Origin of the sequence: Streptomyces sp. NPDC048643 (genome assembly GCF_040650615.1) — a bacterium.
Classification (GTDB): Bacteria; Actinomycetota; Actinomycetes; order Streptomycetales; family Streptomycetaceae; genus Streptomyces.
Genome location: NZ_JBEZHO010000039.1, coordinates 25,462 through 41,110, shown reverse-complemented (window position 1 = coordinate 41,110; position 15,649 = coordinate 25,462). Strand labels below are relative to the sequence as shown.

Here is a 15,649-nt window from a genome sequence, read left to right as displayed (position 1 = left end):
GCTGCGCCCGTCTACTGCTGCGCCCAGACAATCTTCCCTTGCTCGCGGTAGCGAATCCCCCACTGATCGGTGAGGCTCGCGACGATGTACAGTCCCCGCCCTGTCTCGTCGCTGCTGCGAGCATGCATGACCCGCGGAGCGCCCGGGGAGGTGTCACTGACTTCGCAGGTCAGCATCTGATCGTAGATGAGGCGCAGGCGTAGGGGTGGGGCTCCGTAGCGGACTGCGTTTCCGACGAGCTCGCTGACGATGAGTTCGCAGGCATACCCGATCTCCTCGTCCACTCCCCAGATTTCGAGTTGGCGTCGGCTCGCCGCTCGTGCCATCGGTGCCGCTTCCGACCCGTCGGGGAGTTCGAGGGTCATGACGCGCTCCGCCGCCAGCGCCTTGGTACGGGCCAGCAGCACCATCGCTTCGCTGTTCTGCTCCGACAAGCCACGGGCGATATCGGCGCGGAGGTCGGCCAGCTGTCGCCCACCGGCGCCCTCCAGGAGAGCTCGTAGCGGGGCCGCAGGAGTGCCCATCGCGAAGATGCTGTCCTCTACCAGGTGGACGGTGGTCACGGGATACGGACTGATGTCCCCTGCGGTCAATGAGGAGCCTTCAGGGACCGTCACGTTGATCGACGTCCCGTCCGGAGACACGACGACCGGCGTCGTGGGACCGGCGCTGGCAAGGGTGAGGGTGAGGTCGATCGGGTCGTAGACGGCGATCGCGCAGTTCGCGGTCAGCGGCTCCCGCTGCAGGGAGTCCTCCGGAGGCAGCGCGGCTCGTTCACTGGCAAGCCGGGTCGCGGTGTCGCTCAATCGTGCCAGAAGTTCGTCCGGCTCCAGGTCAAGGGCCATGAGCGTGTGGACGGCCGTGCGCAGCAATCCCATCGTGACGGCCGAGGCAATCCCTTGTCCGGCCACGTCGCCGACAACCAGCGCGGTCCGTTCGCTCGGCAGCGCGATGACATCGAACCAGGTCCCTCCACCCTGCGACCCAGGGATGTGCAGGACGTCGGTTTCCATGGTGGGCTGAGCCGCCGGCCGCTGAGGAAGGAGTCGGCGTTGAACGGTGGAGGCGATGATCCATTCACGCATGTACTGGCGAGCATTGTTGACGCATAGAGCAGCGTGCGCACACATCGAAGTCGCCAGAGCGAGGTCGTCCTCTGAAAAGGGATCGTCCAGATGGTGGCGATGGAAGCTGACCAAGCCAAGGACCTGACCATTCAGTTCCAAAGGCGCCACGATCACGGAGCGAGCACGCAGTGGGTCAACCGCCCCCGCGCGCGCCCGATCGGCGGCGAGCCACGGGCTGTCTTCATCGCCGGCGATGAGGCGTGGTTGCAGGTCAGACAGGACACGCGAGGCGGGGGTGCCGGCCGGCGAGGCGTGTACGTATCCGAGCGGTTGTGCCGGCGCGCGGCCCTCGGCCGCCACCCTGCGCAACGCAACATCGCCGAGAAGAGGAGCAGCGGGAGGTTCTCCTCCGAGTACGACCTCTTCCACGACCTCGACGTCGACGACTTCTGCGAAATCGGGAACCAGCGCCTGCACGAACTCCCGGCACACATCCGTCACACTCAGGCGATGGCCCACCTCTGTTCGGACTCTGTCCAGCAGTGCCCGTGCGTACTCCCGCGCGGTGACGTCGACAGCGGTCGCCACCACTCCCACCACATGGCCGTCGCCGTCCTCAAGGCGGAAGTAGGAGACCAGGTGCAGGCGACGCGTCGGTCGGTCCGGTGACGTGGTGCTCCAGACGAGCCTGTTCACCACCGCCCTGCCGTCTTCCATCACGCCGTGGGCTACGGCCGTCTCGTCCTCGGGGCCGGCGAAGCCGCACACCTCGGTGAACGGGATGCTTTCTGCCAAGGGACGGAACCCGCCGGCCTCCGTACTCGTGCGGACCACGCGCAGGCGATCGTCGAGGATGTGCATCCTGAGTGGCGACCGGGTGAGCAGGGCTTCCAGGACCGCCAGGTCGTGCCCAGCCGCAGCACTCTGTGACGCACACACCTGCCACAGCAGAGAGGCACCCTGCACGACGGGCCTGATCACGAGTCCGGTGGTGCCCGCACGTACCTCGCGCTGCCATCTTTCGGCAGTGGCGAGATGCTGCAGGAACGTGGTCAGCGACCGGCCGACGAGCTGTTCGGCAGGCCAGCCGAACCGGTTCTCGGCGGCGTCTTTCCACTCGACCACTCGACCGCTGTCATCAATCAGTACGAGCACCTCGTCGCAGGGCATGCGAAAGCACCTCCGCCTTCATCACTGCCCACTTTGACGGCGAAGGGCGTGATGCACCCGAGGGCTACCCCGAACGGCTCAGGTCCCGTCAGCGTGAACGAGGCGCGGGAGCAATTCCATTGCCCCCGCGCCCGGAACCGTGCTTCACAAGCGTCAGCGCAAACCGAACGCCCTGGTGATGGTCTGCGTCACCTTGTTGTCAGCGCTGTCGGCCGCGGTGACCCGCAAGCTGACGAAGCGGACCGATGAGGGAGCGTGCAGCCGCGTACGTGTGCTCCCACCGTGTCGGTCCTGTTCAGGACGCTGCCATGTCAGGCCGTCGTCGTACGAGACCTCGACGGAGATCGCCGCGATGCGGGACGTCGTGCCGCGGAGGTGCGAAGCGGCCACTGTCAGACCCGCACGCCGATTCGTACGGCCTTGCGTGTCGGTGTCCACGCCATAGTCCAGTTGTATGAGCGGCAGGGGCTCCGCTGACTCGATCGTGCTGGCTGCCGAGGTGAAGCTCCACTCCGTCAAGGTCTTCGTCGAGTACGGATTGGCCCAGGTCCCGCGCTCGTTGTCCAGCACGAGGCGATACGGCAGGCGCTGCGCTTCGAGCTCTGAGACTCTGAGTATCTCAGCGTTGCCCCAGTCGAGCTGCCTGTCCCCCTGGTAGAGAGCCATCCAGTTCTTCACGTCGAAGTTCGCGTGGGAGTCCCCGACATGGCCGGCGCCGGAGTCACCCCAGCCGGGGGCCGGGATGACGACGCCGTCGAGATAGCGTGACGGCTGATATCCCAGCGGGCCCATCCGAGGGCGCTGGATCGGGCCGAACCAATTGACTTGATGGGCCGTGCCCGCGGGGTAGCGAAGGACGTCGAGGGAGTGTTGTGCCGTCTCGCCCACAATCGCCGCGTCGTCAAGCCATGCTGCTTCGGAGGTCACCCAGTCGGTGCGCTCGCCTTGTGCGGGGGCCGTGAGCATGTTTCCGACAGCCCATCCCTGCCAGATGTCGGCGCGGAACTGCAAAGCCTTGCCGGGCTGGTGGTTGCGGAAGGAAACGTCCACGCGAGCGACATCCCGTGGCCCGACCTTCCAGCTCGGATCGGCCGGGACTCCCCCGGCCCAGTGATGCACCACGTCGAAGAGGTACTTGGTGGTCGGGTGCGAGGCGACGTTCAAGGTGACCGCGCCTCTTCGAAGCCGGGCGAGAAGGTCGCTTCCCTGGTCGGCGTTGAGAGTCGCCACGGTCAGCGGTGCGGGGCTCTCCGGCCCCCACGGGCTTTCGTCCCACGGCTGCAGACGGCCGACACCCTCATGGACGATGAGGAGCAGCTCGGCCCCTGCCGCGGCGGCCGCTTCCGCCTGTGCTCGAATGGTGTCCGTGTCCGCGGCCTTGACCACGACGGCGCGCCCCAGGACCTTGCGACGGGAGACTTCCTCTCTCGTGCCTTGACCCGCGAAGACCGCCTTGAGTGACCGGGTGCCTTCGCGCAGCGGCTTGACGGCGCGCTTGACCAGTAGGTCGTCGTAGGTCTTCGACCCGGTGCCCACGGTCAGTGCCGGCTGCTCCAGCCGAAAGCGTGCACCGAACTCGAATCTGCCGTTGCTCACTTTTTTGCTGGTCGGCAGTGCCCAGATGCTGTCGTAGGACGGGCCGGGCAGCATGGACGTCTCGGCCAGGCTGTTCGAGAAGGATCGATGGACGTCCAGCCGGGGCGCCGTGGCAGTGGTGTCCTTGGGGGGACGTGCCAGGATCTGACGGGCTTTGCGTCCGTCCAGAGTGATGGTGCGGTCCTGGTCCAGCTGGATGTCGTTGAAGCTGAGGAGCGCCATGCCCAGGGAGTGCGGTCCGTTGGCTCCCTCCACGTCCGCGATGGCCCACCCGCTGTACGCGCCTTCCGGCAGCGAAATGGTGCCGGTCCCGGCTTCGTCGAGGTCCAGGGTTGTCCAGAGGTTCTCCGCCGTGAGGAAGACTCTGCCGGCGAGCGGATCGCCTGACCTGCTCTTGGCCGAGACCGTCAGGGTGTGACGGGGGCCTTCCCTGTAGGCGCCGATCAGGGTGCGGGCCCGGATCTTGCCGCCAGCGTCCGTTCCGGTGATCATGCCGCTGATCTGCTTGTCCGCGGGAAGTCTGTCCAGATGGGCGGTCAGGGAGACCGTTACGTTGCCATGTGCGGGAATGCTGATTCGCTGGTCGGAGAGCTCGAACGTCCCGGTCGGCGCGGGTGAGTCTGCCGCCAGATCCAGGACGGCCGTGGTGTCACCGACGTTTGAGTACGTGACCCGCTGTACGTCTGTCTCTCCCGTCTTCGGCGGCCAGCTGTGAAACCCGGAGTAGGCACTGGAGGTCGCGAAGACCGAGGCGTGGAGTGCGGCCGCAGCATCGAGTCGTCCGCTTCCGCCTTGATAGGGGGTGTAGGACGGGGTCGGTTTCGTGCTGCTCACGAGAGCATCTTTCAACTGTGCTCCCGTCCAGTCCGGATGAGCGCCGAGGAGCAGTGCCGCAGTCCCAGCGACGTGCGGAGTCGCCATGGATGTGCCGCTCATCTTGGTGTAGTAGCCCGATGAGCCTCGCGAATACTGGGAGCGTGCGGCGAGGATGTCGACACCCGGTGCTGTCAGCTCGGGTTTCAGGCCTGCGTCGCTGCGACGCGGGCCGGTGCTGGAAAAGTCGGCAAGACGGTCCTCGGAGTCGACGGCGCCGACCGTCAGCGCCCTGTCCGCGGCACCGGGGCTCCCGATGGAGGCCGGGCCGCTGTTGCCGGACGCGACGACAAACAGCGCGCCTGTCTCCTGGCTGAGCTGGTCGACCGCGGTGCTCATGGGGTCGGTGGCGTCGCCGTCTCCCCCCAGGCTCATGCTGATGATCTTTGCGCGCTGGTCACGAGCGGCCCACTCCATGCCGGCGATGATCCAGGACTCCTGTCCGGCGCCATCGGAGTCGAGTACCTTACCGATCTCGAGCCGGGCGTCGTAGGCGACCCCGCGTTCCTTTCCCTCCGAAGCGCTGCCGGTTCCGGCGATCGTAGACGCGACGTGCGTTCCGTGACCGTGGCGGTCGGTGACGTCCTCGCCCGGGACGAAGCTGGTGCTGGTGTCGATCCGCCCCAGAAGGTCGGGATGTTCCGTGTCCACTCCGGTGTCGAGGACGGCGACCTTTACTCCCTCGCCGGTCTGCCCCTCCGCCCACACCCGCTCAGCACCGATCTGGGTCGTGGATTCGGCCAGGTCAGCGGTCACCTTTCCGTCCAGCCACACCTTGTCGATACCCGCGGCGTAGGCAGGCTTCGCCGAACGGCCGGTCGTGACCGAACCACCGGTGAGCGCGTCCCAGAATTCCGGGGCGTGGCCTCGATTCTGTGCGAGGGCCGCCCCCTGCACACTCTCCAGTCGACGCACGAATTTCGAACCGGCGATCTTCGACTGTGTACGCGACCTGGCCGCTGTGGCGGTGTAGCTGACGATGAGCGGCAGTCGACTGCTGCTCGAGTCATCGAAGCCGTCGGCGATCAAGCGCGTCACATTGAACAGTCGTGCATCCAGCTTTCCTGCGCTGATGTAGGGCAGGACGGCATCGGGATAGACGTACGTGGACCCGTCGACGACGGCGCGATGGAAGCCGGCCGTGGCCCCGCCCGCCGCCTGAAAGGACCGAACGACAGTGCCGTCCGCTGCGGTGGCGATCGTGACCTTGTCGCCCGTGATCAGCGTGACGGTGTGTGTGCTTTCTCCTCGGCCACCCTCCCTGTCGCCCACGTCAGCGGCGGGCGGAAGGCTTTCCGCCGAGGCCGATACCGCGACAGGCAGGGCACTGAGCGTCAGGGCAGCGATCGCGGCGAGCGCGACGCACGTGGGGCTGGGCATGCGGACGACAGGCAAATGAACCCCAAACGAAAAAGGCGAAGACGATGATCACCTGGATGATCCGACCGCCTCGAACCACGCAGCAAGGGGTTGGATTGTCGGGGTCGCGACATGGCGCATGTGTGCCACGGTCAGACGCGAGCGCGGACCGGTGGCCTGGGGCCTGCGGGCGTCGCGCGGGGCTGGTCACGGCAGGTACCGGCAAGCACGCCGCTGTCGCCTCATGGCCGACGGCACGGCCGACGGGGCATCTTCTTGCTGAGGCCGTCCTACCTGCGAAGCCGGATGCTGCACCAGGTCGGGCATCCGCGATGACGCCCGACGGCGGAGCCGTGTCACGTTACCTAGAGAGCCGCTGAAACCCCTGCCGCAATCTAGGTCAGCCGGCTGATTACGGATGTTCCGGTACGCATTCACCATGGAGTGCCGCGTGAACCGATGCGGTCCGTCCGCCCTGGGCGCTCAACCATCGCGGACTGTCCCGCGGGTTGATTTCCGCAAACGGTTCATGGAGCCCATCCGGCTCCACCGCAGATTCCTCATTTATTCAAGGAGAGTTTCGTGACGTACCTGCCGATCCTGCCAGTCATCGCGGACCACAGAAAAGGCCGGCACCGCGGTGGCGCCGCATCCGAACATTTGAGGGATCTTCGACTGCCGGGGCAGGGGCGCCATCGGCGGCCCAAGCTGCCCGAGTTCCTGGAACTGTCGGCGTGACACGGTCCCGCCCGCAGTCGACCGCGTCTGCCCCTCAAGGAAGCCGGTTCTCGCGCCGACGGCTTCCGATTTCACGCGGTGCGTGGCCTGCGCCCTGAGGGGATTGTCGTCACTCTGCCGTCGATCCCGTACTCGTCATGCTCGACGAATTGTCGTCGGCCCAGGCCGCCCGCCGGGCAACTGCCCAGGCCGTCGATACCTTGTGGTGAGCGTTCCCCACCGATGTCCGACCGCATGCGGTCCCGGTCCGCGTGCCCGGATTTTCAGGCGAACCTCCCGGTGCGGTGTGGGCGGACGGCGACGGCGATGACCTCGGCGAGAGGCACTGCGTCGTCTGTGGTGAGGGGCGAAACCGTGACGCGGACACCTGGTGGCGAAGAGAGCCGGAAGCGGGCTCCGGGGGCCACTGCCCAGCCGGAGCGCAGGAGCCAGGCAACCGCCACGGTCTCCTCGGGTACGGGAATCCAGACGTTCATGCTGCTGCGGCCGAAGGCGGTGACGCCGCGGTCGGCCAGTGCCGTCAGCAGCCCGTTGCGCCGGGCGGCGTATGAGGCCGAGACCGCTGCGGTGTCCAGGACCTCGGTACGCCAGAGGTGGGCCACGGTGTGCTGGAGGAGGCTACTGACCCAGCCGGGGCCGAGGCGGTAGCGACCGCGTACCCGCTCGACCGTGAGTGGATCGCCGGTCAGAACCGCGAGCCTCAGGTCCGGGCCGTACGCCTTGGCTGTGGAGCGGACGAGCATCCAGTGCGGCGTGCTGCCGGAGAGCGCGTGGAGCGGAAGCTCGGTCAGGCCGTGCGCGTGGTCGTCGTCGATGACGAGTACCTGCGGGTAGTCCGCGAGAAGGGACCGCAGGTCCTCGGACCGGGCGGCCGAGATCGCGCCTCCGGTCGGATTCTGGCCTCGGTCGGTGACGATCAGGGCTCGTGCTCCCTGATGCAGGGCCTGTTCCGCGTCGGGGAGCAGAGGGCCTTCGTCGTCGACGCCGACGGGCACCTGCCGCAACCCGAGGGCCGGGATGAGATCGAAGATGCTGCCCCAGCCGGGGTCTTCCACGGCCACGGCGTCGCCAGGCCGCAGATGGGTCAGGAGCGCGCGCTCGATCGCATCCAGAGACCCGGAGGTCAGCGCGACAGGCCCCGCGGGTACGCCGTCGGCGTCAAAGGCGTCGCGGGCGAGCCGCCCCAGTTCGTCGTCGACCGGCATGTCCCCGTACAGCATCGGCCGACGTGCATGCCGGGCGGCAGCCTCGGCGAGTGCCTCGTCCAACGGTGGGAGCAGTGCAATGTCCGGGTTGCCGGTCGACAGATCCCGTACACCGGGTGGGACCTCCAGGACGAACTCGTCTCGCATGGTCGTGGCGGGACGTGATCGGACCCGGCTCCCCCGCCGGCCCGCGGTCTCGATGACACCGCGGTCGCGCAACTGCCGGTAGGCCGCGGCGACGGTGTTGGGGTTGACCCCGAGCCGGTCGGCGAGTTCCCGAACAGGTGGGAGTGCGGCGCCCGGTGCCAGTGAGCCCTGCCTGACGGCGCCCTCGACGCTCGCCGCGATCTCCGCAGCACCGCGTCCCACGAACGTGTACCCTCCTACCACAATCACCAGTATGTATTAGTTCAAAGAGGATTGCACCATATCGTCCCCGCCCTCCGTCACGGTGTCCACGGCCCGCGTCCGAGCCCGACGCCTCCTGGCCCGGTCGGCCCTTCCACCGTCGACCAGTCGCCGATCGGTGATGCCGCGCCGTGCCGCCGGTCAGGCCGCGCGACGAGCCGTCCTGACTGCCCCCAGGCGCTGCATCCCGGCCTGCCCGTGAAACGGGTCTAGGGACGCAGCCACCCGGGGCCGCCTCGCCGCATCGGTCTCAGCCTGCAACTACCTCGCGGCACACCGAGACGGCCCAGGCGGATCATCCATCGCTGGACGTCGCAGACGGCAACGGGAAGCCACAGGCGCGAAGGACTCATCGCCACCGCTTGGCCACCCCGACAGCCGACGACGTGTCCCTCAGATGCCCTCGGCCGGCCGCGGCACATCAGCGGCGATGTACCGCAGAGCCAAACACCCCGGACACCTCAGCACCTTCAAATCCACTCCCAATGTCCCGCGAACAATATTGAGAGCGTGAAATGATCGACAGCCACTCCACCACACACCGCAGGGTCGACGACCTGGTAGGCCGCGACCTTGACCTTCAGCGAATCCGAGGTCTCCTCAACATCGGAGCCGGAGGCGGCGCGCTGCTGCTCTCGGGAGAGGCGGGAGTCGGAAAGACCGCCGTGCTCGACGTCCTCGCCGAGGAGGCCCAGTCACAGGGGACCAGGGTCCTGCGCGCGGCTGGAGTGGAGTTCGAGGCGAACTGCAGCTACTCGGGGCTCAACCAGGTCCTGTTTCCCTTCCAGGAGGCACTGGCCGGACTCGACGCACCCTTCCGCGACGCCCTGCGCATCGCTCTGGGCTTCGAGAGCGGCTCAGCACCGGAACGGTTGCTGGTCTCCAATGCCGTCCTGCTCCTGCTCCGCACCGTGGCGGCCGGTGACCCGCTGCTGCTGATCGTGGACGACCTGCCCTGGCTCGACGGGGCCAGCGCGGCCGTACTGGGATTCGTCGCCCGTCGGGCGGCCGGTATCGGTGTGAGCTTCCTCGCGGCATCACGGTCGGGCTCGCACAACCTCGCCGACAGCGGTGCGCTGCCCGAATTCTGGCTGCAACCGCTGGACGAGGTATCGGCCGAGCATCTAGTGAACGCCCGGTTTCCGGGCCTGGTCGCCGGCGCACGTCAGCGCCTGCTGACGGTGGCGCACGGCAACCCGTTGGCCCTGCTGGAGCTGCCCTCGGCGCTCCACACGATGCAACAGGGAACCTCCCAGGGCGGAATCCCGCCTGTGCTGCCGCTCAGTCAGCGCCTGGAGGCCGTGTTCGGTTCGCGGATCACCACGTTGCCGCTGCCGTCACAGCGCCTTCTTCTGCTGGCCGCCCTGGAGGGCGTCGGCGATCTTGGGGTGCTCCAGGCGGCATCACGGCATGCGAACGACGGCTACGAGCTGGCCGATCTCACCCCTGCCGAGCGCGATGAACTCGTCCACATCGACGAGGGAGCGCGAAGGCTGAGATTTCGCCACCCCCTCATCCGCTCCGCGGTGGTGGACAACTCCACCAGCGGCGAACGCCGTGCCGTACACGCTGCGCTCGCCCATGTCCTCGTGGATCAGCCCGAGCGGCGGGCCTGGCACCTGGGTGAGGCGACCGTCGAACCCGACGAGGATGTCGCCGCACTGCTCGAGGCCGCGGCGTCCATCACTCTGCGTCGAGGTGATGCCGTGAGCGGCATGAGGACGCTGATCAGATCCGCCGACCTCAGCCCGCAGGGATCCGAGCGGGACCGCCGCCTCGCGGAGGCGGCCTACGTGGGTGCTGAGTCCACCGGTGCCCTCCCCAGCGCCCAAAAGCTCCTGGACGATGCCGGGCACGCGCCTCGGAATCTGACCGGCTTGTTGCACTCGGCAGCGGCCGCCGCGCTTCTCCTGCTGAACGGCGACGGCGAGGTCGACACGGCACACAGGCTGCTCGTGTCTGCCATCGAAGGCGGAACGCATGGTTACGACGCCGAGGACAAATCACTCGTCGACGCTCTGCACACCCTTGCGCTGATCTGCTTCTTCGGCGCCCGCCGGGACCTGTGGGAGCCCTACTACCGAGCGCTGGAAAAGATGACGCCCGAAGCGCCCGTGATCCTGGTAGCGCTGAGCAGGACGTTCTCCGACCCGGCGCGCACCGGTGCGGCAGCACAGGGTGAACTCGACACACTCATCGCGGAACTCGCCAACGGCGCCGACCCCGTCCAGATCACCCGTGCGGGCACCGCTGCCCTCTACGCCGACCGACTCGCGGACGTCCGCGAAGCAGCGTGGCGAGTGGTCCGGATGGGACGCGACGGAGGACCGGCGCGCCGGTACATGTCGGGCCTGATACATCTCTGCCTGGACGACTACCTCACCGGAATGTGGGACGAGGCGGCTCAACTGGCTGACGAGGGAGTCCAGTTGTGCGAAACACACGGCTACACCGCGTTCGCTTGGTACTTCCTGTACATCCAGTCCATCCTCGACGCCGCACGCGGGGAGTCGGCCCAGTCGGACGCGAAGGCCGAGCAGATCATCCATAGGGCCATGCGCCAGCGGGCCTACTGCGCCGCGCACTACGCACATCACGCGTCAACTGTGGCCGCGTTGGGCCGCGGCGACTTCGCGGACGCGTATGAGCACGCCAATGCCATCAGCCCCGCGGGAAGCCTCGTCTCTCATGCGCCGCACGCTCTGTGGGTGACCATGGACTTGGTGGAAGCTGCCGTCCGGACCAACCGGCAGGCGGAGGCGACAGCCCACGTGCGAGCGATGCGGGAGGCCGACGTGGCGCGGATCTCGTCACGCCACGCCCTGCTGATGCATGCCGCCGATGCCCTTGCCACCACGGACGACATCGAGGCCCTCGAACTCTTCACCAAAGCCTTGACCGTCTCAGGGGCGGCACGATGGCAATTCGACTTCGCCCGCGTTCAACTGGCCTATGGTGAGCGGCTGCGACGCGTCAGAGCAACAACGGAATCCAGAGGGCCGCTCAGCGCCGCGCTGTCGACGTTCGAACATCTTGGCGCCCGGCCGTGGGCAGAACGTGCCGAGACCGAACTGCGAGCGGCAGGCGGAAGCACACGCCGAAGCGGGACAGCCAACGTGGGTGCGCTCACGCCTCAGGAACTTGAGATAGCCAAGCTCGCTGCGTCCGGCCTGACCAACAAACAAGTAGCGGAACGTCTGTTCCTCTCACACAGGACCGTCGGAGCCCATCTCTACCAGATCTACCCGAAGTTGGGCATCACATCGCGAGCCATGCTGCGAGACGCCCTGGAGCCGTGATGGTTCCGTGAGATGACCAGCGGCAGAGGTTCTCGGCCCGCCATTGGCCGGGCCGAGAACCTCATCGGTGATTGAGCCGAGTCCCCCCGATCGAACGGGCTTCGGGGGTGTCGGCCCAGTCGCGTTCACCAGCCGACCGGACCCCCCTCAGTCCTCGCTTCGCAGGATCGAAAGCACCCGCAGTGCCTCAAGGTAGATCCACACCAAGGTCATGGTGAGACCGAACGCCGCCAGCCATGACTCCTCGCGCGGCGCGCCGCCGGCGATCCCGTCCTCCACCTGCTTGAAGTCCAGGGCGAGGAAGCATGCGCCCAGAACGATGCCGATGACACCGAAGACGAGGCCGAGGCCGCCGCTGTTGAATCCGAGGCCGTTCCCGGCACCGAACGCGCTGAACAGGAGGTCGGCCATCATGAGCAGCACGAATCCGCCGGCCGCGGCAGTCGTGAAGCCGTAGAACCGGCGAGTTACGCGGATCCAGCGCTTCTTGTACGCGATCAGCACGCCGGCGAAGACGGCAAGTGTGCCCAGTACTGCCTGGGTCACCACACCCGGAGAGATGAACGTGGAGGTGATGCTGGAGATGACGCCCAGGAAGACGCCCTCGAGCGCCGCGTACGACAGGATCAGGGGTGGTGACGGCCTGCGTTTGAAGGCCTGAGCCAGCGCGAGGACGAGCGCGCCCAGGGCCGCGCCGACGGCGATACCGGTCGACCTGCCGATGTTGGCATCATCGACAGGCAGGAACACCCAGGAGAGCACTGCGGCGAGTATCACCGTACCGAGGGTCAGGGCGGTGCGTGTCACGACGTCGTCGATCGTCATCACGGTGGAGGGGGCGGTATCGGCCTCCGTGCGTTCAGCCCTCTCGGCGGCGGAGGTCAACAGGCTGCCGTGTGCGGCATCCTCGAAGGTTTCTGGGCCCTGCGGTCTCTTTGCCGAGTCGATGCGACCGAATCCCCGTCGCGAGAAGACCGGGTTGCTGCTGTTCATACCGCTCCTTCGCGGGGTCTCGCGTGCCCTTGCCGGAACGCGGTCGAGCATTTTCGGTTGATGCCGGAGCGTTGGCCGGTGGTGCGTGGCAGCCTCGGCCGTTACGACTCGCCGAGTGCGGCCGCTCATGAGCTCGCCGTTCCGGGTCCCATCAATGCGGCGACGGCTGCGAGCCCCGCATCTGCCAACGGCCCCGGCTGCTTGGTCACCGGTGGCCGGTGTTCGCAGGCCGGAGCGATGGACCGCTCCATCAGGACTCTGTCCGCGCCGCCAGCCGCCAGTTGGGCCGCGGGAAGTGACAGGTATAACCATCGGGGTTCTGGCGAAGGTAGTCCTGGTGCTCCGGTTCGGCTTCCCAGAACGGGCCGACCGGCAGCACCTCGGTCACTACCTTTCCCGGCCACAGCCCCGAGTTGTCTACCTCGACGATGGTGTCTTTGGCGACACGTCGCTGGTCTTCGTTGAGATAGAAGATGACGGAGCGGTAGCTGAGGCCCACGTCACCGCCTTGTCGGTTCACCGTGGTCGGGTCGTGGATCTGGAAGAAGTACTCCAGGACGGTGCGGTAGTCGGTTAGGGCCTTGTCGAATGTGATCTCGACCGACTCGGCGTGGCCGCTGTGCATTTCGTATGTCGCGTGGGGTGCGTGGCCGCCGCTGTATCCGACCCGGGTGCTCACAACACCTGGGAGCGTGCGGAGCAGTTCTTGCATGCCCCAGAAGCATCCGCCGGCCAGCACTGCTCTTTCCGTCGCGATGGTCATGAGTCGTTGTGTTCCTCTCACAAGGGGAGCTGTCTGCTGATCGCCCCCTTCGCGGGGCTTCATTCAGATCTGTCATTAGCGGGGCTGCCGGGGCGGCACACCGTGGGTGTGTCCCCATCCGAGGGCCCCGTGGCGGGACCGTAGCCAAACGACACCGCTGTCGCCGTCCAGGACCAGACAGTGGAGGGGCTCAGCCATCGATCGGAGTTGATGGAGCCAGGATCAAATCCAGCCTTACAGAACTCGTCGCCCACGCCGTGGGCAGCGAACTGGCCACGACCATCGGTGTGGGCGCAGGTGCCCGTCGAGCAGCACATGGAGCAATCCGCCTGTCCAACGTCTGGTTGCCGATTCTCGTCGCGACGCACGGCGGCGCCGCTCAAGTCGGTGGGTCCGAGGGTCTCTTGCGAGACCACTCGGACCCACCGAGCCGGCGCATGGCCTTATAGACGGTCGGAGACCGTCGTTCAGCGCATCGAGCGGAGACCCGTGCGGATCTCGCTGACGAGGCTCGCCGGCTGCTCCCAGGCCGCGAAGTGACCCCCCTCGGCGACCCGGTTGTAGTGGACGAGGTTGGGGTACGCCTGCTCGGACCAGCTCTTCGGCGCCGTGTACATCTCGTCGGGGAAGACACTGACGGCGACGGGAAGCTTGACGCCCTTGACGCCGAAGAAGGCGCTCTTGTTCTCCCAGTAGAGGCGGGCCGCGGAGACGCCCGTGTTCGTCAGCCAGAAGAGTGTGATGTTGTCGAGGACGTCGTCCCGCGTCAGACCGGTGGCCTCACCGGCGAAGGCCCTGGTGATCAGGTCAAGGCTGGCCGCGTCGTGGTCGATCATGTAGGAGGCCAGGGCGACGGGAGAGTCCGCGAAGCCGGTCAGCGTCTGCGGGCGGGATCCCATCAGGTAGGCGTAGTAGACGTGCGAGTACGCGAACCGCAGCTCCTCGACCGTGGCCTGCTCTTCCTCGCTGAGCTCCGGGGTGCCGGACGGAAGCGGCTGGAAGTTGGCGAGCGCGGCGTCGATCGCGGGCGGAACGATTCCGGCGAAGTTGGTGTGGATGCCGACCAGGCCCTCGGGCTCCTGCGCACCCATGAAGTCCGTGACGATCGCGCCCCAGTCGCCACCCTGCGCCGTGTACTTGGTGTAGCCAAGGCGCTTCATCAGCTCGGCCCAGGCACGGGCGATGCGCTGGGGGTCCCAGCCGGTCGTGGTCGGCTTGCCCGAGAACCCGTAACCGGGCATCGACGGGATCACGACGTCGAAGGCGTCCGACGCGCTGCCGCCATGGGCCGTGGGGTTGGTGAGCGGCTCGATGATCTTCAGCTGCTCGATGATCGAGCCCGGCCATCCGTGCGTGACGATCAGCGGCAGAGCGTTCTCGTGCTTGGAACGGACGTGGATGAAGTGGATGTCGAGTCCGTCGATCTCCGTGATGAAGTGCGGCAGCGACTTCAGCTTGTCCTCGATCTTGCGCCAGTCGTACTCCGACGCCCAGTAGCGTGCGAGCTCCTGCACCGTCGCGAGCTGCGGGCCCTGGGACTGATCGCTGACAGTCTCCTTCTCGGACCAGCGCGTCGCCAGAATGCGAGACCGCAGGTCCTCCAGCTGGGCGTCCGTGAACTCGAACGTGAACGGGCGGATCTCGGGCGTGGCAGACATTCTTTTCCCCTTGATACTTGAACTTCGAACGGGCAATTGTGAAGTGCTGAGCCGGTTCGACAACATGGCCCCACGGGAAGAGACACGTGTCTCTTCTGCGGACTGATCCAGCGACGGGCGGCCGTTGCTGTCTCCCGGTGCCCCTTCATAGTGGGTTCTGGCTCTGACCTGGGCATCTGCGATGTGACTTAGATTCCCGGAAAGCCCCCGCAGACCTCTCTAAGTCACCTGACACGTCCGCAGCGGCTCGGCAGCCGCTACCCCTGCCGACCGACGATGTCTGTCCCTCGTGCGGCTCTCGTCGACGGCGTGCTCCTCCATCGCGGCCCCACCCCGCGCGTCGAGTTCGCGCTCGATGCCGCCGGGCCCGCCCCCTGCGCATGATCGCCCCGTGACCATGCACCTCACAGGTCCGTAGACGGCGCACGCGCGCAACCGAACCGCAAGCAGGCAGGCCGGATAAAGCATCCGCACAGCCGATACGGCGGCCGAGTCGTTGATGACTCGGCCGCCGTATCGG

General features: G+C 67.0%; 8 protein-coding genes. 2 read left to right on the top strand and 6 right to left on the bottom strand.

Annotated features, from left to right (window positions below; genetic code table 11):
• Positions 1–11 precede the first annotated feature (11 nt).
• Together AB0C62_RS30295 and AB0C62_RS30290 are read right to left on the bottom strand one after the other, a co-directional pair.
• Positions 12–2,237 carry a SpoIIE family protein phosphatase gene (locus tag AB0C62_RS30295; protein ID WP_362978531.1) on the bottom strand — a complete coding sequence of 742 codons (2,226 nt, stop codon included), beginning with the start codon at positions 2,235–2,237 and terminating at the stop codon, positions 12–14.
• Between the two features lie 153 nt (positions 2,238–2,390).
• Positions 2,391–6,086: a S8 family serine peptidase gene (locus tag AB0C62_RS30290; RefSeq protein ID WP_362978529.1), complete on the bottom strand. Its 3,696-nt coding sequence runs from the start codon at positions 6,084–6,086 to the stop codon at positions 2,391–2,393.
• Between the two features lie 561 nt (positions 6,087–6,647).
• Between AB0C62_RS30290 and AB0C62_RS30285 the strand changes: the two genes are divergently transcribed.
• Complete coding sequence (locus tag AB0C62_RS30285) at positions 6,648–6,803, top strand: hypothetical protein (protein ID WP_362978527.1); 156 nt, start codon at positions 6,648–6,650, stop codon at positions 6,801–6,803.
• A gap of 263 nt (positions 6,804–7,066) precedes the next feature.
• Here the strand turns inward: AB0C62_RS30285 and AB0C62_RS30280 are convergent, their stop codons facing one another.
• Positions 7,067–8,398 carry an aminotransferase class I/II-fold pyridoxal phosphate-dependent enzyme gene (locus tag AB0C62_RS30280; RefSeq protein WP_362978525.1) on the bottom strand — a complete coding sequence of 444 codons (1,332 nt, stop codon included), beginning with the start codon at positions 8,396–8,398 and terminating at the stop codon, positions 7,067–7,069.
• A gap of 533 nt (positions 8,399–8,931) precedes the next feature.
• Between AB0C62_RS30280 and AB0C62_RS30275 the strand changes: the two genes are divergently transcribed.
• The gene (locus AB0C62_RS30275; RefSeq protein WP_362978523.1) at positions 8,932–11,715 is read left to right on the top strand and encodes an AAA family ATPase; all 2,784 of its coding nucleotides are present in this window, start codon (positions 8,932–8,934) and stop codon (positions 11,713–11,715) included.
• A gap of 147 nt (positions 11,716–11,862) precedes the next feature.
• Here AB0C62_RS30275 and AB0C62_RS30270 read toward each other — a convergent pair whose 3' ends face one another.
• From AB0C62_RS30270 to AB0C62_RS30260, 3 genes are all read right to left on the bottom strand, one after another.
• Positions 11,863–12,708, bottom strand: a complete 846-nt coding sequence (locus tag AB0C62_RS30270; protein WP_362978521.1) for a Bax inhibitor-1/YccA family protein — start codon at positions 12,706–12,708, stop codon at positions 11,863–11,865.
• A 250-nt stretch (positions 12,709–12,958) separates the two neighbouring features.
• The gene (gene msrA, locus AB0C62_RS30265; protein WP_362978519.1) at positions 12,959–13,471 is read right to left on the bottom strand and encodes a peptide-methionine (S)-S-oxide reductase MsrA; all 513 of its coding nucleotides are present in this window, start codon (positions 13,469–13,471) and stop codon (positions 12,959–12,961) included.
• Positions 13,472–13,938: 467 nt separating this feature from the next.
• Positions 13,939–15,129 (bottom strand): epoxide hydrolase family protein, encoded by a 1,191-nt coding sequence (locus AB0C62_RS30260; RefSeq protein ID WP_362978517.1) that lies wholly within the window; start codon positions 15,127–15,129, stop codon positions 13,939–13,941.
• Positions 15,130–15,649: the final 520 nt, after the last annotated feature.

Bases quoted from the DNA above. Each gene is read 5' to 3' on its own strand.
- AB0C62_RS30295 (WP_362978531.1), bottom strand. From the start codon at position 2,237: ATGCCCTGCGACGAGGTGCTCGTACTGATTGATGACAGCGGTCGAGTG.
- AB0C62_RS30260 (WP_362978517.1), bottom strand. From the start codon at position 15,129: ATGTCTGCCACGCCCGAGATCCGCCCGTTCACGTTCGAGTTCACGGAC.
- msrA (WP_362978519.1), bottom strand. From the start codon at position 13,471: ATGACCATCGCGACGGAAAGAGCAGTGCTGGCCGGCGGATGCTTCTGG.
- AB0C62_RS30275 (WP_362978523.1), top strand. From the start codon at position 8,932: ATGATCGACAGCCACTCCACCACACACCGCAGGGTCGACGACCTGGTA.
- AB0C62_RS30270 (WP_362978521.1), bottom strand. From the start codon at position 12,708: ATGAACAGCAGCAACCCGGTCTTCTCGCGACGGGGATTCGGTCGCATC.
- AB0C62_RS30290 (WP_362978529.1), bottom strand. From the start codon at position 6,086: ATGCCCAGCCCCACGTGCGTCGCGCTCGCCGCGATCGCTGCCCTGACG.